The sequence below is a fragment of the Pedobacter sp. B4419 genome (genome assembly GCF_059693725.1).
In genome coordinates, this window is sequence record NZ_JCASSL010000001.1 from 1,452,628 (window position 1) to 1,472,923 (window position 20,296).

Genomic DNA, 20,296 nt, shown 5'->3' on the forward strand with positions numbered 1-20,296 from the left:
GATTGACAGATTAGGCATGTTAATCTATGGCTTTGATGTTTATTTAGCCAACTGCGCTAATTGCTTTTTAACTTTGCTAATTTCAAACTCATCCGCGATTACTATTTTGTTGTCTTTATCTAAAAGATACATGGATGGTATTGCATTGAGGTTATAAGCTCTATTAATTTCCTTACCGTCTCCCGGAAGATTTGAAAGGTTTGGCCACACCATTTTTTCTTGGGAAAGTGCTTTTTTCCATTTTGTTATATCCTGATCAGTTGAAATGCTTACAATATTGATCCCTTTGCTCTTATATTGGGCATAGAGTTTTTTAAGCTCCGGAATTTCTTCTCGACAAGGGCCACACCAGCTTGCCCAAAATACCACTAAAGTTCCTTTTGAGCCTTTGACTTGGTTGAGGCTAAATTTCTTATTGAACTGGTCTACATAGGTAAATGCCGGTAGGGATTGGCCAATCTGCAAGAATTTGTTTTGTTTGATAAAATCTGTGAGCATTATACCAATATAAGTTTGTAGATAGTCTTTGCTAAGCAGAGGCAATAGTTCTTCTAATTCGGTCACGCTGAACGATTTTGATCGTTGTTGAAGCATGAGCAAGGCCAAATAGGTATGAGAATTTTCGATCAGCATTTTTTTGAAATCGCTTTTGAATAACTGAATGATTTGCTTACGCTCTTCCTTTGCAGCGGCCAATGCATTTGTGTTTTTGGATTTCTTTAGAGAATCGATTTTTTTATCAATTTTTGTGGTATTTGGAGGATATATTAAGCCGTATTTGAATAAAAAATCAGTTTCTTTCGATCCGGTGATAGAAAGGCCTTTTTTATCATTATAGTCACCTTCGATGGTAAAGTTTACATTTTCAAGAATAAAATCTCCATGTCTTTGCCCAGTAAAACTACTTTTAAAGGATAGGTTATTTCTTTTCTTGCTAACTGTATCTATATAAATAAGAGTTGATGCCCAACATGGTTCTGCAATAGAGGTATCTCTCTGCAATACAAAGGTTCCATTGCTTACTTTGATCGAATCGATATAAGCCGAATAGAGTTTACCACTTTTGGTGTTAATTTTAGTCACGTTTAGGTAGATGTACTTAGCGGGAAAGTTTTTAATTTTCCCTTTGATCTGATAAGAGTTGGATTGTGAAAATCCGTAAAAGGAGAATAAAGCAAAATAAGCTAGACAAAGTAATCTTTTCATGGCCAATCATTTAAATTAACAACTATTTATTTAGTTGAAGTTAAAACAATTTTTTAATCTGGCCTAGTATTATCTGATTATTTGTCATTCTTGGTGTTTTTCACCAACAGAATTACTATCGTAAGGGAAATATTTTTCAGCCACAAGCTAACAGAATTGCTTGGACAACGGTTTGCGCTAGGCACTATACAATTAACCTGTTAGCTTATAGATTACACATAAGATGTACTAAAAAAGCTTTCCGGTTTGCCCTAGTTTTATTCGATTTAAATGCTTGTAGGCGGCTTCGGTTACTTCGCGTCCGCGTGCGGTGCGCATCAGGTAGCCTTCTTGGATTAAAAACGGTTCGTAAACCTCCTCAATGGTGCCATCGTCTTCGCCAACTGCTGTAGCAATGGTTTTTAATCCCACCGGACCTCCTTTAAATTTATCGATGATGGCCAATAAAATTTTATTGTCCATTTCGTCCAAACCGTGTTCATCTACATTTAATGCAGTAAGGGCATAGCGTGCAATTTCGGTATCGATGTTGCCATCGCCTTTGATCTGGGCAAAATCTCTTGTACGACGCAACAAAGCGTTGGCAATACGTGGGGTACCTCTGCTTCTGCGCGCAATTTCATAGGCACCTTCATCCGTAATTGGTGTTTTAAGTATTTCAGATGAACGAAGTACAATGGTGGTGAGTACTTTGGCGTCATAGTAGGTGAGGCGGGAGTTGATGCCAAACCTAGCCCTCAAAGGTGCGGTAAGCAAACCTGAGCGTGTGGTTGCCCCAACCAAGGTAAAAGGATTGAGGCCTATCTGAACAGAACGGGCGTTCGGCCCGCTTTCGAGCATGATGTCGATCTTAAAATCTTCCATGGCCGAATAAAGGTATTCTTCAACCAATGGACTTAAACGATGGATTTCATCGATGAAAAGGATATCCCCGGTTTCTAAGTTAGTTAGCAAACCCGCTAAATCGCCAGGTTTATCTAAAACTGGTCCAGAAGTAACCTTGATATTAACCCCCATTTCATTAGCTATAATGTAGGAGAGGGTAGTTTTGCCTAATCCTGGGGGGCCATGAAGCAATACGTGATCTAGCGCTTCGCCTCTAAGTTTGGCTGCTTTTACAAAAATCCTGAGATTCTCTAATATCTTTTCCTGTCCGGTAAAATCATGGAATTCCTGCGGACGCAATACCTTTTCAATATCGCGTTCAGTAGGACTTAAGTTATCGGCAGATGGATCTAGATTTTCGTTCATTAGGCAATTAATACTTATCGTATAGCAAATGCTAGCCAAAAATACAGTTAATAATTAAGACTAACAATTTTAGCAATTAATCATTTTATGGTGTAATTAATTAACTATAGAGAAATAAAAACGTCTTCTAAGAAAATTTGGCTGCTACTTTAGCGTCCTTAGGGCCATTGCTGTAATCGTAAAATCCTTCTCCAGATTTGATTCCTTTTTTGCCAGCGGCAACCATATTAACCAATAATGGGCAAGGAGCATATTTAGGGTTTCCGAAGCCTTGATGGAGTACATTCAAAATAGCCAAACATACGTCTAAACCAATAAAATCGGCTAATTGCAATGGTCCCATGGGATGAGCCATTCCCAGTTTCATTACGGTATCTATTTCTTGTACTCCGGCAACGCCTTCAAACAAGGTATAGATAGCTTCGTTGATCATTGGCATCAGGATTCTGTTTGCCACAAAACCAGGATAGTCATTAACTTCTACAGGTGTTTTCTCCAGCTTTTGTGAAAGCTCCATAACTGCTTGGGTGGTTTCATTGCTTGTGGCATAGCCTCTGATCACTTCAACCAGTTTCATAAGCGGCACAGGATTCATGAAGTGCATGCCGATTACTTTGTCGCCACGGTTAGTTACGGCTGCAATTTGTGTAATAGAAATAGAAGAGGTGTTGCTGGCCAAAATAGCTTCAGGCTTAGCAAATTGATCAAGGTCCCTAAATATTTTAAGCTTGAGTTCGATGTTTTCTGTTGCCGCTTCAACAATTAAATCAACTTCTTCTACGCCGGCCTGTAAATTGGTATGTGTAGTAATATTTGAAAGGGTTTGTTCTTTTATGGCTTCAGAAATGCTTCCTTTTGCAACTTGACGTTCTAAATTTTTAGTAATCGTGGCAACAGCCTTTCCTAAAGCGTCAATATTAATGTCGATCAGATTTACCTGGTATCCAAACTGTGCAAATGTGTGGGCAATGCCGTTACCCATTGTTCCTGAGCCAATTACTGCAATATTTTTCATGTTTGTTTCTAATTAAAGCTTAAAATGAGGCTTAAATACTCATATTCACAACAAGTTTAATTAAAATAGGTGATTTCTGCATACAAAATTGATGATTTAAAAAGGTTTAAAATGTTGCAAAAATGTTACATTTTACTAAATTGCACATTAATTAATCTATTATTAATCTCAAATTAACTTACATGAAAAAAAATCTACTAAGTTTAATTGTTTTGATGCTCTTTTTTGGCTATTCGTATGGCCAAAACAAAACAATTACCGGTAAAGTTACCGGAGCAGATGATGGTCTGCCAATCCCATCGGTTTCTGTACGAATCACAGGTACTTCTGCAGCAACTCAAACCAATTCAGATGGTACGTACTCAATTGTGGCTCCATCGACGGCCAAAACAATCGAATTCTCGTTTGTAGGTATGGGAACAGTTACAGAAACTATTGGAACAAGGACTGTAATTAATGCTAAATTGGAATCGAACACCAATTTAGAAGAAGTAGTGGTAACCGGATTTGGTTTAAGACAAGCCAAGAAAGACATCACTGGTTCAACCAGTACAATTTCGGGCAAGGATATTGAAAACCTGCCGGTACAAAGTGTTGACAGGGCAATGCAGGGTAGACTTGCAGGTGTTCAGGTGAGCTCTTCAAGTGGTATTCCTGGTGCTGCAATTAACGTAAGAATCAGGGGTATTGGTTCAATCAATGCGGGTAACAGTCCTTTGTACGTAATTGATGGTGTTCAGGTAAGTTCGGGCGATTTAACTAGGGCAACAACTAGTGCAAATGCCTTGAGTGCATTAAACCCTGATGATATCGAATCATTAACCGTATTAAAGGATGCTTCTTCTGCAGCTATTTATGGTGCTTCTGGCGCCAGTGGTGTTGTAATCATTACTACTAAGAGAGGTAAGAGTGGACAAACCCAGTTTGGCTTTAATTCTTATGTGGGTTACAATGATTTCATTAGCCAACCTAAATTGTTAACCAGTCCGCAATGGATCCAGTTATCTTTAGAAGCTTATGCTAACCGTTATGGCGCTACTTCTACACAATACAATAGTTTTTATAATACGTATGTTACTCCTTTTGGGTCTATCGATAAGGTGCCAACCTATGATTGGCTAGATGCGGTTTCTCAAAAAGGTTTAACCCAGAATTATGAACTTTCGGCAAGAGGTGGTAATGAGAAAACCAGATTTTACATTGCTGGTGGTTACAATAGTCAAAAAGGACAAGTAATCGGTACAGATTTCGCGCGTGGAAACGTAAGGGTTAACTTAGACCATGAGGCGTCTAAAAAACTAGATTTCCAAACCAGTTTGGGCTTAAGCACGATTAGCCAAAATACAACATCAAGTGCAGGTGCTTTTGGTAACATTAGCAGAACGGCTCAATTACAGTCGCCAAATAACCCGATTTACAATGCAGATGGTACTTACAACAATAACCTGCCAGGCGCATATGATCAATTTAACGTTCTTCAAATTGCAAAAATCAATCAGCAAAAAGCTACCAGTAACCAATTTACAGGTAACGGTGCAGCTAGGTATCACTTTACGGATGCTTTGGTATTTAGAAGCAGCTGGGGTGTAGATTATATTGACATTGCCGAAAACCGTTTCTGGGATCCAAGATTTGGTGATGGAAGATCAACTAATGGCGATGCATTAGCTGCAAATACACGTAACGTGAACTTTCAAACAGATCAGACTTTAAACTACAATGGTACATTTGGTGGCAAACACAACCTTAATGCTATTATTGGTTTCAACTATCGCAGCGAGGTAAATACCACCACTACTGCTCAATCTCAAAATCTACCGTCATATTTATTTACCCAAGTTTCTTCGGGTACTTCTTTGATCACTGCAGGAAGTGGCTATACCACTTTCCGTACCGCAGGTTATTTCGCAAAGGCAGATTATAATTATGACAGCAAATACTATCTTTCTGGTACAGTAAGGTATGATGGTTCATCGAGGTTTGGAGCTAACAATCGTTTCGGATGGTTCCCTGCAGGTGCGGTATCGTATAGGATCTCTCAAGAAGATTTCATGAAAAACGTAAGTTTTGTAACAGACTTGAAATTGAGAGCCAGTTATGGTAGAACAGGTAACCAAGCTATTGGAAACTTTGATTCAAGAGCACTTTATGCAAGGATTGGCGATTATGTAACAAGTGGTACTGGCTCTCAGCTGGTAGCAGGCGTTGGCCCATCAAACCTTGGATATGATGATTTGGTATGGGAGAAAGCAACCACTTTAGACGTGGCTTTGGAATTTAATTTATTCAGGGATCGTATCAGTGGAACAATTGGTTATTACAACAGAGTAAACTCTGATTTGTTATTGGCCCAGCCACTTCCGCTAACTTCTGGTTTTACCTCAATCAACCAAAACGTTGGTAAAATGAGAAACAGAGGTTTTGAGTTTGAACTTTCTACACTAAACATCAAAACCAAGGATTTCTCTTGGAGAACTGATGCAAATATTGCCTTGAACAGAAATAAAATTGTAAGCCTAGTTGGTGGACAAACTTTATTGGGTGGTAACTTTGGTATTGCAGTTGGTCGTCCGATTAACTCTGTATATACTTATAGGTCTGCAGGTGTTAACCCTGCCGATGGCCGTGCAATGTGGTACGATGGTAATGGCAACATTACTTATGCCCAGAACGCATCTACAGACAGAACTTATATTGGCGATTTGAATCCGAAATATACTGGTGGTTTAACTAACACATTCAACTATAAAGGAATTTCATTTAGTACATTCTTCCAATTCAGCTACGGAAACTTGGTGTTGAATCAAGATGCAACTTTCTTTGAAAGAGGTGGTTCTACGGTTGACAGGAACCAATATGCTTCCAACTTAGACCGTTGGACAACTCCTGGTCAGTTTACAGGCATTCCTAAACCTTATTTTGGTGGAACAGTTGCAAGTTCAGGTGGCATTAACCACAGTTCGTCTTATGCAATATCTGACCGTTTCTACGAGGATGGTTCTTACATCAGGTTAAAATCGATTAGCTTGGGCTATGATTTGCCAAAATCTTGGCTATCGGCAGTTAAGTTGCGTTCGGTTAAAATATATGCTCAAGGACTTAACTTATGGACGATCACAAAATACCGTGGTGTTGACCCAGAGTTCGTAAATGCCAGTGGTGACTTTGGTCAGTATCCACAATTTAAAAACTATACGTTTGGAATTAATGTTGGCTTCTAATCTTATTAAAATGAAAAAAATAAAAATTATATCAATGGCGCTTGTGGCAACTTTTGCTGTAAGCTCATGTGAAAAAACCTTAGAAACTCAGCCAAAGAATTCAATCTCTGCGGAGGTTGCGCTAAAAGAGGCAGCTGGTGTTGAAGGATTGGTGAACAGTTGCTACGAGTCATTGCAAAGCGTGAATTACTATGGAAGAAATTATTTTGTAATTCCAGAAGTATTGTCTGACAATATGCGTATTGTGAATACAAATTCTAACCGTTTTGTAAACGAATCTAATAATACCATTGGTTCAGGCCTGGATATATGGGCTTTGGGCTATAACCTGATCAACCGTGCAAATGGTGCGATTAAATATGCTGATATTGTGACTGGATTAACTCCTTTGAGAAAGAAACAGTTAACAGGCGAGGCTTATTTTATCAGGGCACTTGTATACTTCGATTTGGTTAAAACCTATGGTTACAATCCAAAAAATATTGTTTCGGGAAGAAATTTAGGCGTACCAATTGTTTTGTCGTACGTAGAAAAATATCCTGAAGATATTACTTACCCAAGCAGAAGCACGGTAGACGAAGTTTATACCCAAATCAAAAAAGATTTAGACGTTGCTATTACATTATTGGATAATGCATTTGCTCCAAAAAGAGCTAATTTGGCAGCTGCCCATGCTTTAAGAGCTCGTGTATCTTTATATAATGGCGATTGGCAAGATGCAGCAACTTTTGCTACTTCTGCCTTAGGCGCAGGTGTAGGTACTTTTGTTGATGCAGGTGTTGCTGCTACACCAACTCAAAAATCTGATGCCTACAAAAGCATCTGGACAACTTCTTCTCCTTATTCTCCTGAATCGTTGTTCGAGCTAAACTTCGAACTCACAGAAAGCTTAGGTTCTGATGGATTGAGCTCTATCTACACCAGGTCTAATCCGGTAGGTACTTCTGGAGCTGGTTATGGCGATGCCGCACCTCAGGCTAACCTGGTAGCTGATTATGCAACAGGTGATGTAAGAAAAGATATATTGGTACAGTTGGTTAAAGGTTCTGAAACTATTTTGTGGAACCAGAAATACCCTGCAGCCAAGGGTCCTCAGATTGATAACATCAAGTTACTACGTGTAAGTGAACTTTACCTAACTCGTGCAGAAGCCAATTTTAGAAATGGAACAGCTATTGGAGCCACTCCTCAAGCTGATTTGGATAAAATTAGGTTGAGAGCAGGTTTAGCGAGCATTCCGGTAACACTTGATGCTATTTTGAAAGAAAGACGCGTTGAATTGGCTTATGAAGGACAAAGATGGTTTGATTTGTTGAGAACTGGTTCTCCGGTAAATAAATCAAATGCAACACTTCCTGCAAACGCAACACCAAGTTCAACAATTGCGGCTACAGATTTCAGATTGTTGGCAAGGATTCCACTTACAGAAGTTCAAAACAATCCTAAAATCAAACAAAACTTTGGATACTAATATTAAGATTATGAAAAATAAAATATATATATTCCTTATCGCACTGATCAGCGTATCTTCTATGTCTTGTATGAAAGACAGAGATAACCTATATGAAGGTCCTGATGTGGTAGAATTCACTGCTATTACGGCCTCTGTAAAAAAAGGCACGGTAGCTACTCCAGGTACTGCCACTGTAGCTGTTCAGTTAGTGGGTCACCAGCAAAGTTCAGCAACAGAAATTAGCTATACGATTGCTGGAACAGGAGTACAAGGAACAGATTACACCCTTAGCGGTACAGCTGGAAAAGTAACAATTCCTGCAAATTCTAGCTCAGCTAATATTGTTGTAACTGCAATTCCTGCCAATATACCAGCTGGTACAAGAACGGTAATTCTAACCTTAGGTGGCAATGGCCAAATTGGTGTAAGCCAGAATTACAAAACTTATACTTTAACAATTACTCAATAGTTAATTGAATAATAAATAGTTAATTAAAACCCTTGGCCTCGTGCTAAGGGTTTTTTAGTAGTTTTATATTTTAAAACATCAACTATGAAAAATCTAATGAACCGTAAATTTTTAACAGCTCTTTTTGCCTTTGGCTTGACGTGGGCAACAACTGCAAGTGCACAACAGGTAAACCTTCAAGATCAAAGAGGACAGCCGATTATGGCAATGAGCTATACAGATGTTTCGGGATCGCCATTTTTAATGGATGCCTGGGCAAAAGGAATCATCCGGTTTGCAGACAATAAAATCGTAAATGGAGTTGACTTAAAATACGATCAGGTTACCGACAAATTGCTCTACTTAAATTCAAAAGGAGAAACATGGGAACTTACCGAGCCTGTTCTTGAGTTTAAGATAGCTTTCCCTGGAGTTGAGAAAAATGAAAAACTATTTAGAACCGGATTTAAGCCAGTAGGAAAAAATACGGAACAGTCCTTTTATGAAATATTGTCTGATGGCGATGTAAAATTTATTAAAAAGACCATAAAGAGTATACTCGAAAACAAAGAATTTAATTCGGCCACAACTGTCAAGAAAATAACAGGGAGAGATGTCTATTACGTAGTTAAGGCAGACAACAAGCCTATACAAGTTAACAAGAACGAAAAGGCTATTTTAGGAGCAATAGGTGATAAAAACGCCGAATTAAGCGAGTATATAAAAACCAACAAGCTTAATTTAAAAGAGGATAAAGACATTCTCAAGTTGTTTGAATACTATTTTGAAATCAGCAAAACTAAAAGCTAACAAAAAGCCCGTGGATTAATCCACGGGCTTTTTGTTTTAAGGTTTTACGGCGCCAATCGGTTAATCAGCCACTTGCCTTCAACAAGTTCATATTTCAAACGATCGTGCAAACGGCTCGGGCGTCCTTGCCAAAATTCTATTGAAGTAGGCTTAACAATATAACCGCCCCAATGTGCAGGTTTAGGTACGGTTTTGCCTTCGTATTGCTGGGTCAGTTCTTCGGTTTTCTCTTCTAAAATCTTTCTGTCGGCAATGATTTGGCTTTGTGGAGATACAATGGCACTGATCTGACTGCCAAATGGCCTACTGTGAAAATACTTTTCTGAAGTTTCTTTGCTCAGTTTTTCAACTTTGCCTTCAATCCTAACTTGGCGCTCCAATTCTGGCCAAAAGAAAACCAGGCATGCCGCTGGATTTTTTTTGAGATCTTTGCCCTTTTGGCTCAAGTAGTTGGTGTAAAAGCCAAATCCGTTGCCGTCAAATCCTTTGAGCAGCACAATGCGGGCATTAGGTCTGTTGCTCTTATCCACTGTGGCCAGAGTCATGGCGCTAGGTTCGGCAACTTTGCTGTTTAAAACATCTTTAAACCATTTTTCAAATTGCTTGATCGGGTTGCTGTTCACGTCTTTTTCGCTTAGTGAGGCTGCACGATAGTCCTGACGCAGATTTTGTAGCATTTCTTCTGATATCTCCATAGCACAAAAATAGCCTTTAGTTCGAGTTTTTCTTCATCGGAATATAATTTGTTGCTACTGTCAAGATTTGATATCATTTTGGTAAAATCGCCACGGTTTCTTAAATTGATCAAATGTTAAGCAAAACAGCACCATCAGCAGGAAAATTACTGATTTCTGAGCCTTTTTTGAGTGATCCCAACTTTAAACGCTCGGTTGTATTGTTGGCCGATCACGGAGAGGAGGGAACCTTGGGTTTTATCCTCAACCAGCCAAGCAATCTCATCTTAAAAGACTTGGTTCCAGATTTGTGGCAAGCGGATTATCCAGTATTTATTGGCGGTCCAGTTGAGGTAGATACGATTCATTTTATCCACCGCTGCTATGAAAAAATGGCCAGTGGCGAAGAAATAGCCAGGGGCATTTATTGGGGAGGGAATTTTGAAACATTAAAGATCTTAGTGAATAACAACAGTATCCAGGCTCACGAGGTTAAATTCTTTTTGGGCTACTCGGGCTGGTCGCCATCGCAGCTAGATGAAGAAATAGCAGAAAATACCTGGATTGTTTCAGACCAATACCACCAAGATGTAGTATTTTCCCACAACGAAGAAGAACTCTGGCGCGAAGTAATTATTAATTTAGGTCCAAAGTATGCTCATGTAAGTAATTTCCCAAGTGATCCAAGTTTGAACTAGTTTATTGGTTCATTAATGCATTGGTCATTAGTTGAAAGCAAAGCGAAAGCATATATTCAAACTTCGGACTCTAGACTAAGGACTTCGGACTAAACCTACATATCCAACGCGCTCTCTTCCACTTTCTTGCGTAGCTCGTCTTTATAGGCCTGCATTTGATCTGCTAAAGAAGAATCTGCAGTAGATAGAATTTGTACAGCCAATAGGCCTGCGTTTTTTGCGGCATTTAAAGCAACTGTGGCGACAGGTATGCCATTTGGCATTTGTAAAATAGAAAGGATCGAATCCCAGCCATCAATAGAGTTTGATGATTTAACTGGTACGCCAATAACCGGAAGGGTAGTAATTGAAGCCACCATGCCTGGTAAATGAGCAGCGCCACCAGCGCCGGCAATAATCACTTTTAAACCTCTTTGTGCAGCCTCTTTAGCGTAGGTAAACATGCGCTCTGGCGTGCGGTGTGCAGAAACCACAGTAATTTCGAAATCAACCCCAAACTGTTTGCAAATGTCTGCGGCGTCTTGCATTACGGGCAAATCAGATTTGCTGCCCATTATTATTCCAACTTTTACTGTACTCATGGTTGTTTATATTTTTCTTTAATCCTTTAATTCTTTTCATTGTCTTGCGTAAGGCGTATTGCGTATAGCGTTATATTAACCCAAATTACTTCAAACGCTTAACCCTAATCGCCTGACGCTTTACGATACCACCTTCAGCGTCTGTTGCACATACCTGGCTTTTTCAATGGCATGTTCGCGGTTTTGATCCACTACGGTTACATGGCCCATTTTACGGAAGGGTTTGGTGTATTTTTTGCCATATAAGTGCACGTATACACCATCAATAGCCATTATTTTCTCCAAGCCATCGTATTTGGCAACGCCTTCGTGGCCTTTCTCGCCCAACAGGTTAATCATTACCGCGTTGCTGATGGAACGCGTATCACCCAAAGGCAGATTAAAAATAGCCCTTAAATGCTGCTCAAACTGCGATACATAATTGCCTTCTATGGTTTGATGGCCGCTGTTGTGTGGCCTTGGGGCCAATTCGTTTACTAAGATTTCACCATCTTTGGTTACAAACATTTCCACAGCCAAAAGGCCCGTAATGTTTAGAGCCGATGCAATGTTGATGGCAATTTTTTCTGCCCTGTCTTGAACACTTTCCGGATAAGTTGAGGGTGAGATCAGAAACTCCACCAAATTGGCTTCGGCATTGAACTCCATCTCTACCAAAGGAAAGGTTTTCATATCCCCATTGGCATTTCTGGCCACAATTACTGCAATTTCCTTATCAAAATCTATCAACTCCTCAATTAGCGACGGACTTTCAAAAGCATTTTCCAAATCGGCCTGACTGTTGATTTTCATCACGCCCTTGCCGTCATAACCATCTTTTCGCTGTTTAAGGATATAAGGAAAGCTGAAGTTGCTATTGCTCATTTCCTCCCTTGAATTAACCAATTGAAAAGGAGCTGTTGGAATATCGTTTTCCTTGAAAAACTGTTTTTGTACGCCCTTGTCTTGTATCAAACGGATTACCCTCGATTGTGGGAAAACCAGCTTTCCTTCCTTTTCTAGCTGTTCAAGGGCATCGATATTTACTTTTTCGATTTCGATCGTTATGATATCAGCTTTCTTTCCAAAATTATAAACCGTATCAAAATCGGTAATGGAGCCACATTCGAACTTGTTTGCGATATTTTTGCAGGGGGCTTCGGCATCTGGATCGAGCACCAGCGTGGTTAAATTGTAATTGATCGCTTCTTGTATCAGCATTCTACCTAATTGTCCACCGCCTAGTATTCCTAATTTCAGCTCGCTTATCTGTTTTGCCATTATTGGATATAAATTTTGCACAAAAATAGCAAATATAAATTTGTTGATAGGCATTTCTAACCAGATAAGTAATAGAAGAAATGTAAGTTTCAAAATAGCTTTATCCGAGCCTTAAATGTCTTAAGATAAATTATAAATTTTAAGAAGCGCAAGGCCTGTGCTATTAACAGAAAGGTGTCCCGCCATCCGTTTTACTTCCGTTTCGCTCCGTGCACACTGCTGTCGGGGCTATTTAAAAACATATTGCTGTCATCGTCTTTAAACTTACAACGTAATACTTAAATCTTATAACTTTGTGAAAATGGATGCAGATGCGATAATTATTGGTGCCGGAGCTTGTGGATTGATGTGTGCGGTACAGGCCGGTTTCTTAGGCAAAAAAGTGCTGGTGCTCGAAAAAAATGACCAGCCTGGCGCCAAAATTCTGATTTCGGGAGGCGGAAGATGCAACTTTACCAATCAGTGGGCTACCGATGAGCAGTTCATTACAGCCAATCCGCATTTTTTAAAATCAGCCTTTAAGCAATGGACAGTTGAAGATACCATCAGTTTTTTCGAAACCTACGGGATTGTTGGTCAGGAAAAAACCTTGGGCCAATTGTTTCCCGATGGGAAAAAAGCAAAGGATGTGGTAGAAGTCTTTACGTCGCTTTGCGAAGAAATGGAACAGGAAATCAGGTGCAATGCCGAGGTGAAATCAATCGATCAAACCGTTGATGGTTTTAAGGTGAGCTATATCAAAGGCGACAAACTCAAGACCTGTACAGCCCCAAAGGTAATAATGGCCAGCGGAGGCTTGCCCATTCCGAAAATGGGGGCGACCGATTTTGCCCTGCGCTTTGCCAGAAGCAATGGATTGGCCATTGTAGAAACTGCGCCAGCATTGGTGCCACTAACTATTACAGGCAAAGATGAAGAGTGGTATGCGCAGCTTTCGGGCAATTCGGTGTTTTGCGAGGTAAGCAACGACCAGATGTCTTTTGAAGAGAATATCCTGTTTACGCATTGGGGATTGAGCGGACCGGCTATTTTACAGATTTCTAGTTACTGGCGTAGGGGAGAAAGCATTAACATCAACTTGTTGCCTCGCCAAAACATACTCGAACTTATTGAAGAAGAGCGTAAGAATAATGGAAAAACCTTGCTTTCTACTTTGCTGAACCGCTTTTATGCCAAGAAGTTTACCGATGCTTTAGGCAAATTCTTGCCTTTGGGCAAAACCGTAGCCGATTTAAGCAAAGTAGAAATGGAAAGCATCCAACAGATCATCCATCAATTTAAGGTTAAGCCGGCAGGAGATAAAGGCTATGACAAAGCAGAGGTGATGCGTGGTGGGATCGATACGCAAGAACTTTCTTCAAAAACCTTGGAATGCAAGAAGATACCAGGATTATATTTTGGAGGCGAATGTGTAGATGTAACGGGTTGGCTTGGGGGCTATAACTTTCAGTGGGCTTGGGCTAGCGGATTCGTCATCGCGCAAAACATTTAGAGATTTACTGGTTGGCAGGGATACCAACCAGTAAGATGAAAGCTTCTTTAGGCTACGTCGTTATATCTACAGGTATAGGCCAATCCGCCACAAAAAACCTGTGCATCTTCCATACTGTCGCAACACCTGTCGAAATAAGAAATATCGCCATTGTCATAGCAAACAATATAGCCTCTGCCATTATTCCAACACCTGTTTGGAAATCCGCCTTTAATGTTTTTAAGTTCATTTCTAGATAGCAGTTGGCCAGAATGAGCTTTAGAAGGTACTTTCACGTCTTTATTTTTCATGATTATAGGGTTTAAATGAGACGATAGAAATTTTTTGACTAATGAATCTAGGGTAATTAATCAGCTAATGCAAATGGTTTCGCTCTCCTTTAAAGAATAGCAGGCCTAACAAGGGTAGTTTTATGATTGCATGAAATGGAATCTTTTAGAGGGATTGATGATGATTTTCAGCTACCTCCTTGATCACCCGATTTCTAGTCGCCAATAAATCGGTCATGTATTTTTTAAGTACCAGTTTGTTGAATAATCGGCCAGCTAAGCCATAAGGCACGCCATAACAAAAAACATCTTTCATTAAGGTAATGCCATTTTTTTCTTCGAAAAAATGGTCATGTTTTATAAAAGCAAAAGCACCATTTACCATGCAGTCTTGGAAATAAAAGGGTGCTTTTAGTTTGGTTATTTTTGAACTTAAGGTTTGATAAATCCCAAAATGCTTGGCGCGCCAAGTCACTTCGTCGCCTAGTTCGCATAAACCACTGGTTCGACCTGCAATAGCCTTTTCGTTGGTTTTAGCCGTTGATAATTCATGAATATCAATACTTCTGGCGCAATCGAATACTACTTGTATGGGAGCGTTAATTGAGGTATGAAGAATGATTTCTGTAGAATTTTTCATTTCTTGATACCTGATACTCAATACTTGATACTCATTTCAACTAATCGCAATGCGGAACCGTAAAAGTCCAGGTATCAGATATTTTGTAAGGAATAGAAAATGCAACGCCCTTATCCAATTCGAACCATAACTTAGAACGCACTTTTTCTCTGCTTCCGGTTTCGTTCATGGTCATGCTATCGTATAAACGACCATTCACCATTACATACTTGATTTTTTCAGAGTTTCTAATGTCATCCAAAGGATTAGAATCCATAATAATTAAATCGCCTAATTTGCCGGCTTCCAATGAACCGATTTCTTGGTTCATGCCCAAATAAGAAGCGCCGTTCAACGTAGCACAACGAATGGCCTGTAAAGGGCTCATGCCACCTTGCACCAACATCCAGAGCTCCCAATGTGCGCCTAAGCCTTGGATTTGTCCATGTGCGCCCAGGTTTACCTTCGTTCCACCATCGGCAATTTGTTTTACGGCTTTAGCAACTTCGATGTGGCCATAATCGCCATATTCTGAAGTGGTTCTTCTTCTCGAACGCGCATCGATAATCGCCCTTGGCGTGAAGTTCAACAATCTTTCATTTTCCCAAACATTGGTTCTGTCATACCAGTAATTTTCACCCCACTGGCCACCGTAAGCAACAATTAGCGTAGGCGTGTAAGCTACGTTGGTATTGTTCCAAAAAGTAACTACATCTTTGTAAACCGGAGCTACCGGAATGCTGTGTTCGATACCTGTATGTCCATCGGCCACCATATTCATGTTGGTGAAAAAGGTCGAGCCACCTTCTGGTACCACTTCCATTTTCAATTGGCGAGCCGCTTCTAATATCTGTTGGCGTTGGTCTCTTCTTGGCTGGTTGTACGATTTTACAGAGAAGGCACCTACCGCTTTTAATCTTCTTAAATGTGCCAATGCATCATCCAAGCTGTTAATTACCACTTTGAAATCGCCTTCGGCACCATAAAGGATAGAGCCTGTTGAATACAAACGTGGACCAATCATTCTGCCCGCTTTTAGCATTTCGCTTTGGCTAAATACCATTTCTGTATTGCTCGATGGATCGTGAGAGGTGGTCACCCCAAATGCTAGGTTGGCCAAGTAAGACCAATCTTGTTGTGGGCTAATCCCATCTGGACTGGTACGCAGGTGCGCATGCACATCGATAATTCCAGGCATAATGGTTTTGCCGGTTACATCTACCACTTTGGCATTGGCAGGCACATTTACATCGGCCACTTTACCCACTGCTACAATTTTGTTGTTTTCTAATAAGATGGTTCCTTCTTCAATTACTTCATCACCTTTCATGGTTATGATTCTTGCCCCTTTTAAGGCCAAGCTTCCGGTTGGAAGGTCTGCTTTTAGCTTTAAGCCAATTGCAATTCCTGCAGTATCTGGTTCAGGAAGAGTTTGTGGCGCGCCTTCTACAAAAGTGAAAGCATTTTTAATTTCACGGCTATAATATTGTTCGCCCAAGGTCCAGAAGAGTTTTTTGTTATCGGCAGCCCAGTGTAGGTAAGTTCCAGCATCTTTGGTAACGCGGGTTAAAGGAATGGTTTTATTGCCTGCTGATAGGTCAAGGGCCGTTCCTGTAGTTACCATTGGGGTAATGTAGGCGTTAAACAGTTCGGTAAAAGCCATCCACTTGCCATCTGGACTTGGTGCAAACTGCGTGGCATATTGCGAAGTATAATGTGTTCTTTCGTTGCCACCATTCAGGTCCATGCTTTTAAAGGCTTTTTTGCCAGCTTCGTAGCCCTGGAAATAAATACGGGTATCGTCGCTATTGAACTGAGGCTTAATGCCATTTTCGCTGATCAAGGTCTTTGGTCCGCCATTGGCCGACATGATGAAAATCCCAGTGTTTTTGCCGTAGGTAAGGCCTAAGGTTTCGTTGCCAACTCCTTTTCTGTAAACGATTTTGTCGCCTTTGTTTGAATAAGAAGGAGAGTAGTAATAGCCTTTTTCATCAGTTAACGAAATGGTTTTACCAGTTTTAAGGTCGGTTCTTTTAATCGCTCCCTTAAATTCGTCGCTCCAAGTAGTGTAGATTACAAATTTGCCATCCATGCTAAACTCAGGTTCGAATTCGAAATCAATTCCGTTGGTTATACGCTCTGGTACACCGTTTGGCAATTCTTTTTTGTAGAGATAACCAGCAGCATTAAAAACTACCATTTTGCCATCGGGCGAAGTAGCGAGTTGCCTGATCATTTTGGCCGTAAATTCGGGTGCAAACACCTCATTTTCGAAATGGAGGGACTGCTGTACGGTTTGGCTGCTGTTTACTTCGAAAGGGATATCGCTTACATATAAATTGCTGAGGTCGATCTGCTTGATTTTCCCTTTGGCATAAAATATAATCCGTTTTGAATCGGGTGTCCATGCAAAATTGGGATAAACCCCAAAAATGGCCCAGGTTTCCTGCTGATCGTGGGTGAGGTCTTCATATAACGGCCATTCTTCACCAGTTTTGATGTTTTGAATGTACAACGCTGATTTTAGGCGTACTCTTTTTACATAGGCCATCAATTTGCCATCTGGCGATATTTGTGGACGTGCCGAACCACCTTGCTCTGCAATCAGGTTACTCAGTTTACCATTGCTCATATCTAATTGCCTAATGGCATAGATCAAGCCGTTTGGATCTTTGCTGTATTCGAAATTAGGACCTGGAGATACGTCTTCGCTAAAATAAAGGTACCTGCCATCTGGCGAAACATTTGGCTCTCCGGCATCCTGTTGGTCATTTTTTCTTTTGGTTAACTGAATGCCATCGCCACCATAAATGCTGTACATCCACATTTCTCCGGCTCCTAAAGAACGGGTTCCGGTAAAGTGTTTACGGGCAATGAGGTATTCACTGTTCGGCATCCACGTTGCATTGTTTAGCAACCTGAAAGTTTCCTTGGTCAACTGTTTTTTATTGCTTCCATCACGGTCCATGAGCCAAATGTTATCGCCGCCGCTCTTGTCGCTGGTGTACGAAATATACTTGCCGTTCGGACTAAATCTTGGCTGTACGTCCCATGCTATCCCGCCACTGAGCAATTTAGCTGGCCCTCCGGCAATAGGAATGGTATAGATGTCGCCCAATAAGTCAAAAACAATTTCTTTTCCATCTGGGCTTACATCAAGGTTCATCCAAGTGCCTTCATCTGTGCTGATGCTGAAGTTTTTTGTTTGTCCCTTGTATTTTTCTACGTCCCACTTAGCGGTTTCTTTTTTATCTTGTGCCGTTAAAGATGTGGTGGCAAAAAGGAAGCTTAAAAAGAGTAAGGATTTTCTCATCGTATCAGATTGCTATTAATTGAGCCCGCAATTTAATAATATCAGTCCGTTTTTATAGTTTTGATGAGACCTTTTTATGATAGAAGCGGAGATATTAAAGAAATATTGGGGATTTGATGCCTTTCGGCCACTCCAATACGAAATCATCCAATCAGTATTGAACCAGCAAGATACCCTGGCCCTGTTACCTACGGGTGGGGGAAAATCTATATGCTTTCAGGTGCCGGCTATGGTAATGGATGGCATTTGTATCGTGGTTTCTCCTTTGGTGGCTTTAATTAAAGATCAGGTGGAGAGCCTCAAGGCCAAAGGTATACAGGCTGTAGCCATTTATGCGGGCATGGGCAAGCGGGAGATCGATATTTTGTTGGATAACTGCATCTATGGCCCCATCAAATTCCTGTACCTCTCACCAGAACGACTGCTTTCGCAAATTGTTCGCGACCGCATTGCCTACATGAACGTAAACCTCATCGCCATTGACGAGGCGCATTGTATTTCGCAATGGGGCTATGATTTTAGGCCTCCTTACATGCAATTGGCCAAACTGCGCGAAATCCATCCTGATAAGCCGGTATTAGCGCTTACGGCTACTGCAACTCCCTTTGTACGAGAAGATATTGTCCAAAAACTGGAGCTTAAAAATGCACAGGTATTTGTAAAAAGCTTTGCACGCAGAAACCTCAGCTACGTGGTTTTTGATATGGACGATAAACATAAAAAGCTGCTCGAGATTACGAAAAACGTAAAGGGCTCTGGCTTGGTATATGTGCGGAACCGTAGGGAAACCGCTGCCATTGCCCATTTTTTGCAGAGAAACGGCATAAAGGCTGATTTTTACCATGCGGGCTTAGAGCGCGATGTCCGTTTTCAAAAACAAGAGGATTGGAAAAGAGACGTCATCAGGATTATGGTGGCTACTAATGCCTTTGGAATGGGGGTTGATAAACCTAACGTACGTTTTGTGGTGCACATGGATTTGCCAGATAGCTTGGAAGCCTATTACCAGGAAGCGGGCAGGGCAGGGCGCGATGAACAACGGGCCTATGGCGTATTGCTGGCCAATAAATCTGATCAATTGATTTTAAACGCCAAATACGCAGAATCCTATCCAACTGTAGAAGAAATTAAAAAAGTTTACCATTATTTGGGCAGCTATTACCAGTTGGCTTTTGGGGCAGGAGAGGGATTGAGTTTTGGCTTTGATGTAGCCGATTTTTGCAGAAAATTCGACCTGAGCGTACTCAAGACATTGTCGGCATTAAAATTTTTGGAACACGACGGCTACATTTCGGTTTCAGAAAATGTTTACCTCCAATCGCGTTTGATGTTTACGGCAAGCCATGAAGATGTTTATCGTTTCCAGATCGAAAATTCGGGTTACGATGCGATGATCAAAACCATCCAACGTTCGTATGGCGGTGCTTTTGATAATTATGTGAAGATTAAGGAATCAGATTTGTCTAACCGTTTAAAAATTTCGTTTAACGATGTGGTGAAACACCTGGAACGCCTGCAACAAATGCAAATCCTTTCTTATTTGCCACAAACAGACCAGCCACAATTGCAGTTTATTTTGCCAAGGGCCGATCAGTACCATTTGGACGTTGATGTCAAATACATCAAACAACGGCAGCAATTGCAACAAGATCAGATTAATGCAGTACAAGCCTACGCAAGCACGGCAACCTGCAGAAGCAAACAATTGCTGCAGTATTTTGGCGAAACCAATGCCGAGAAATGTGGTTTTTGCGATATCTGCCTGGCCGAAAGGAAAGTGGAAGAAGCCATGGAACTTAATGACAAGATCGACTTTGAATTGATTATACTCCTGCAAAGCGATGCCTACACCCTGGATGAACTGGTAAAAGAACTTAAAATAGGGACAGAAACAGAACGCATCCATAGGATCAGAGAACTGCTCGATGCCGGCAAGATTAAAACAGACGGCAAAAAATATTATCTGAAATAGATTTTTGTTATGTT

At 40.6% G+C, this 20,296-nt stretch carries 16 protein-coding genes; 7 read left to right on the forward strand and 9 right to left on the reverse strand.

Features of this window, described 5'->3' with window-relative positions:
- Window positions 1-39: 39 nt before the first annotated feature.
- From AC570H_RS05820 to AC570H_RS05830, 3 genes are all read right to left on the reverse strand, one after another.
- Window positions 40-1,206, reverse strand: a complete 1,167-nt coding sequence (locus AC570H_RS05820; RefSeq protein ID WP_497352647.1) for a redoxin family protein — start codon at window positions 1,204-1,206, stop codon at window positions 40-42.
- A 228-nt stretch (window positions 1,207-1,434) separates the two neighbouring features.
- Complete coding sequence (gene ruvB, locus AC570H_RS05825; protein WP_497352649.1) at window positions 1,435-2,457, reverse strand: Holliday junction branch migration DNA helicase RuvB; 1,023 nt, start codon at window positions 2,455-2,457, stop codon at window positions 1,435-1,437.
- 127 nt (window positions 2,458-2,584) lie between these two features.
- Window positions 2,585-3,472 (reverse strand): 3-hydroxybutyryl-CoA dehydrogenase, encoded by an 888-nt coding sequence (locus AC570H_RS05830; protein ID WP_497352651.1) that lies wholly within the window; start codon window positions 3,470-3,472, stop codon window positions 2,585-2,587.
- A 182-nt stretch (window positions 3,473-3,654) separates the two neighbouring features.
- Here AC570H_RS05830 and AC570H_RS05835 point away from each other — a divergent pair, with 182 nt between their 5' ends.
- The 4 genes from AC570H_RS05835 to AC570H_RS05850 all read left to right on the forward strand — a co-directional run bounded on the left by AC570H_RS05835 (window position 3,655) and on the right by AC570H_RS05850 (window position 9,404).
- Complete coding sequence (locus AC570H_RS05835; RefSeq protein WP_497352653.1) at window positions 3,655-6,693, forward strand: SusC/RagA family TonB-linked outer membrane protein; 3,039 nt, start codon at window positions 3,655-3,657, stop codon at window positions 6,691-6,693.
- A 10-nt stretch (window positions 6,694-6,703) separates the two neighbouring features.
- Window positions 6,704-8,164: a RagB/SusD family nutrient uptake outer membrane protein gene (locus AC570H_RS05840; protein WP_497352655.1), complete on the forward strand. Its 1,461-nt coding sequence runs from the start codon at window positions 6,704-6,706 to the stop codon at window positions 8,162-8,164.
- Window positions 8,165-8,174: 10 nt separating this feature from the next.
- On the forward strand, window positions 8,175-8,615 hold the full coding sequence (locus AC570H_RS05845; protein WP_497352657.1) for a hypothetical protein: 441 nt from the start codon (window positions 8,175-8,177) through the stop codon (window positions 8,613-8,615).
- Between the two features lie 207 nt (window positions 8,616-8,822).
- Window positions 8,823-9,404: a hypothetical protein gene (locus AC570H_RS05850; protein WP_497352659.1), complete on the forward strand. Its 582-nt coding sequence runs from the start codon at window positions 8,823-8,825 to the stop codon at window positions 9,402-9,404.
- 44 nt (window positions 9,405-9,448) lie between these two features.
- On the opposite strand, the gene pdxH is transcribed toward AC570H_RS05850, so the two are convergent.
- Window positions 9,449-10,099 carry a pyridoxamine 5'-phosphate oxidase gene (gene pdxH / locus AC570H_RS05855; protein ID WP_497352661.1) on the reverse strand — a complete coding sequence of 217 codons (651 nt, stop codon included), beginning with the start codon at window positions 10,097-10,099 and terminating at the stop codon, window positions 9,449-9,451.
- Between the two features lie 113 nt (window positions 10,100-10,212).
- Between pdxH and AC570H_RS05860 the strand changes: the two genes are divergently transcribed.
- A complete protein-coding gene (locus tag AC570H_RS05860; protein ID WP_497352663.1) occupies window positions 10,213-10,776 on the forward strand; it encodes a YqgE/AlgH family protein in 564 nt (187 codons plus the stop codon).
- Window positions 10,777-10,871: 95 nt separating this feature from the next.
- On the opposite strand, the gene purE is transcribed toward AC570H_RS05860, so the two are convergent.
- Both purE and AC570H_RS05870 read right to left on the reverse strand, forming a co-directional pair.
- Window positions 10,872-11,357 carry a 5-(carboxyamino)imidazole ribonucleotide mutase gene (purE, locus tag AC570H_RS05865; protein ID WP_497352665.1) on the reverse strand — a complete coding sequence of 162 codons (486 nt, stop codon included), beginning with the start codon at window positions 11,355-11,357 and terminating at the stop codon, window positions 10,872-10,874.
- 120 nt (window positions 11,358-11,477) lie between these two features.
- Entirely contained in the window at window positions 11,478-12,617 is a 1,140-nt protein-coding gene (locus tag AC570H_RS05870; RefSeq protein WP_497352667.1) for a 5-(carboxyamino)imidazole ribonucleotide synthase, read from the reverse strand.
- Window positions 12,618-12,918: 301 nt separating this feature from the next.
- Here AC570H_RS05870 and AC570H_RS05875 point away from each other — a divergent pair, with 301 nt between their 5' ends.
- Window positions 12,919-14,109 carry a BaiN/RdsA family NAD(P)/FAD-dependent oxidoreductase gene (locus tag AC570H_RS05875; RefSeq protein WP_497352669.1) on the forward strand — a complete coding sequence of 397 codons (1,191 nt, stop codon included), beginning with the start codon at window positions 12,919-12,921 and terminating at the stop codon, window positions 14,107-14,109.
- A gap of 47 nt (window positions 14,110-14,156) precedes the next feature.
- Here the strand turns inward: AC570H_RS05875 and AC570H_RS05880 are convergent, their stop codons facing one another.
- The 3 genes from AC570H_RS05880 to AC570H_RS05890 all read right to left on the reverse strand — a co-directional run bounded on the left by AC570H_RS05880 (window position 14,157) and on the right by AC570H_RS05890 (window position 18,310).
- Window positions 14,157-14,399 carry a hypothetical protein gene (locus tag AC570H_RS05880; RefSeq protein ID WP_497352671.1) on the reverse strand — a complete coding sequence of 81 codons (243 nt, stop codon included), beginning with the start codon at window positions 14,397-14,399 and terminating at the stop codon, window positions 14,157-14,159.
- Between the two features lie 145 nt (window positions 14,400-14,544).
- The gene (locus tag AC570H_RS05885) at window positions 14,545-15,018 is read right to left on the reverse strand and encodes an SRPBCC family protein (RefSeq protein WP_497352673.1); all 474 of its coding nucleotides are present in this window, start codon (window positions 15,016-15,018) and stop codon (window positions 14,545-14,547) included.
- A gap of 40 nt (window positions 15,019-15,058) precedes the next feature.
- On the reverse strand, window positions 15,059-18,310 hold the full coding sequence (locus tag AC570H_RS05890) for an amidohydrolase family protein (protein WP_497352675.1): 3,252 nt from the start codon (window positions 18,308-18,310) through the stop codon (window positions 15,059-15,061).
- A gap of 76 nt (window positions 18,311-18,386) precedes the next feature.
- On the opposite strand from AC570H_RS05890, the gene AC570H_RS05895 reads away from it, so the two are divergent.
- Window positions 18,387-20,282, forward strand: coding sequence for a RecQ family ATP-dependent DNA helicase (locus AC570H_RS05895; protein WP_497352677.1), 1,896 nt, complete (start codon window positions 18,387-18,389; stop codon window positions 20,280-20,282).
- The last annotated feature ends 14 nt before the right edge of the window (window positions 20,283-20,296 follow it).

Bases quoted from the DNA above. Each gene is read 5' to 3' on its own strand.
- AC570H_RS05820 (WP_497352647.1), bottom strand. From the start codon at position 1,206: ATGAAAAGATTACTTTGTCTAGCTTATTTTGCTTTATTCTCCTTTTAC.
- ruvB (WP_497352649.1), bottom strand. From the start codon at position 2,457: ATGAACGAAAATCTAGATCCATCTGCCGATAACTTAAGTCCTACTGAA.
- AC570H_RS05830 (WP_497352651.1), bottom strand. From the start codon at position 3,472: ATGAAAAATATTGCAGTAATTGGCTCAGGAACAATGGGTAACGGCATT.
- AC570H_RS05835 (WP_497352653.1), top strand. From the start codon at position 3,655: ATGAAAAAAAATCTACTAAGTTTAATTGTTTTGATGCTCTTTTTTGGC.
- AC570H_RS05840 (WP_497352655.1), top strand. From the start codon at position 6,704: ATGAAAAAAATAAAAATTATATCAATGGCGCTTGTGGCAACTTTTGCT.
- AC570H_RS05845 (WP_497352657.1), top strand. From the start codon at position 8,175: ATGAAAAATAAAATATATATATTCCTTATCGCACTGATCAGCGTATCT.
- AC570H_RS05850 (WP_497352659.1), top strand. From the start codon at position 8,823: ATGAGCTATACAGATGTTTCGGGATCGCCATTTTTAATGGATGCCTGG.
- pdxH (WP_497352661.1), bottom strand. From the start codon at position 10,099: ATGGAGATATCAGAAGAAATGCTACAAAATCTGCGTCAGGACTATCGT.
- AC570H_RS05860 (WP_497352663.1), top strand. From the start codon at position 10,213: ATGTTAAGCAAAACAGCACCATCAGCAGGAAAATTACTGATTTCTGAG.
- purE (WP_497352665.1), bottom strand. From the start codon at position 11,357: ATGAGTACAGTAAAAGTTGGAATAATAATGGGCAGCAAATCTGATTTG.
- AC570H_RS05870 (WP_497352667.1), bottom strand. From the start codon at position 12,617: ATGGCAAAACAGATAAGCGAGCTGAAATTAGGAATACTAGGCGGTGGA.
- AC570H_RS05875 (WP_497352669.1), top strand. From the start codon at position 12,919: ATGGATGCAGATGCGATAATTATTGGTGCCGGAGCTTGTGGATTGATG.
- AC570H_RS05880 (WP_497352671.1), bottom strand. From the start codon at position 14,399: ATGAAAAATAAAGACGTGAAAGTACCTTCTAAAGCTCATTCTGGCCAA.
- AC570H_RS05885 (WP_497352673.1), bottom strand. From the start codon at position 15,018: ATGAAAAATTCTACAGAAATCATTCTTCATACCTCAATTAACGCTCCC.
- AC570H_RS05890 (WP_497352675.1), bottom strand. From the start codon at position 18,310: ATGAGAAAATCCTTACTCTTTTTAAGCTTCCTTTTTGCCACCACATCT.
- AC570H_RS05895 (WP_497352677.1), top strand. From the start codon at position 18,387: ATGATAGAAGCGGAGATATTAAAGAAATATTGGGGATTTGATGCCTTT.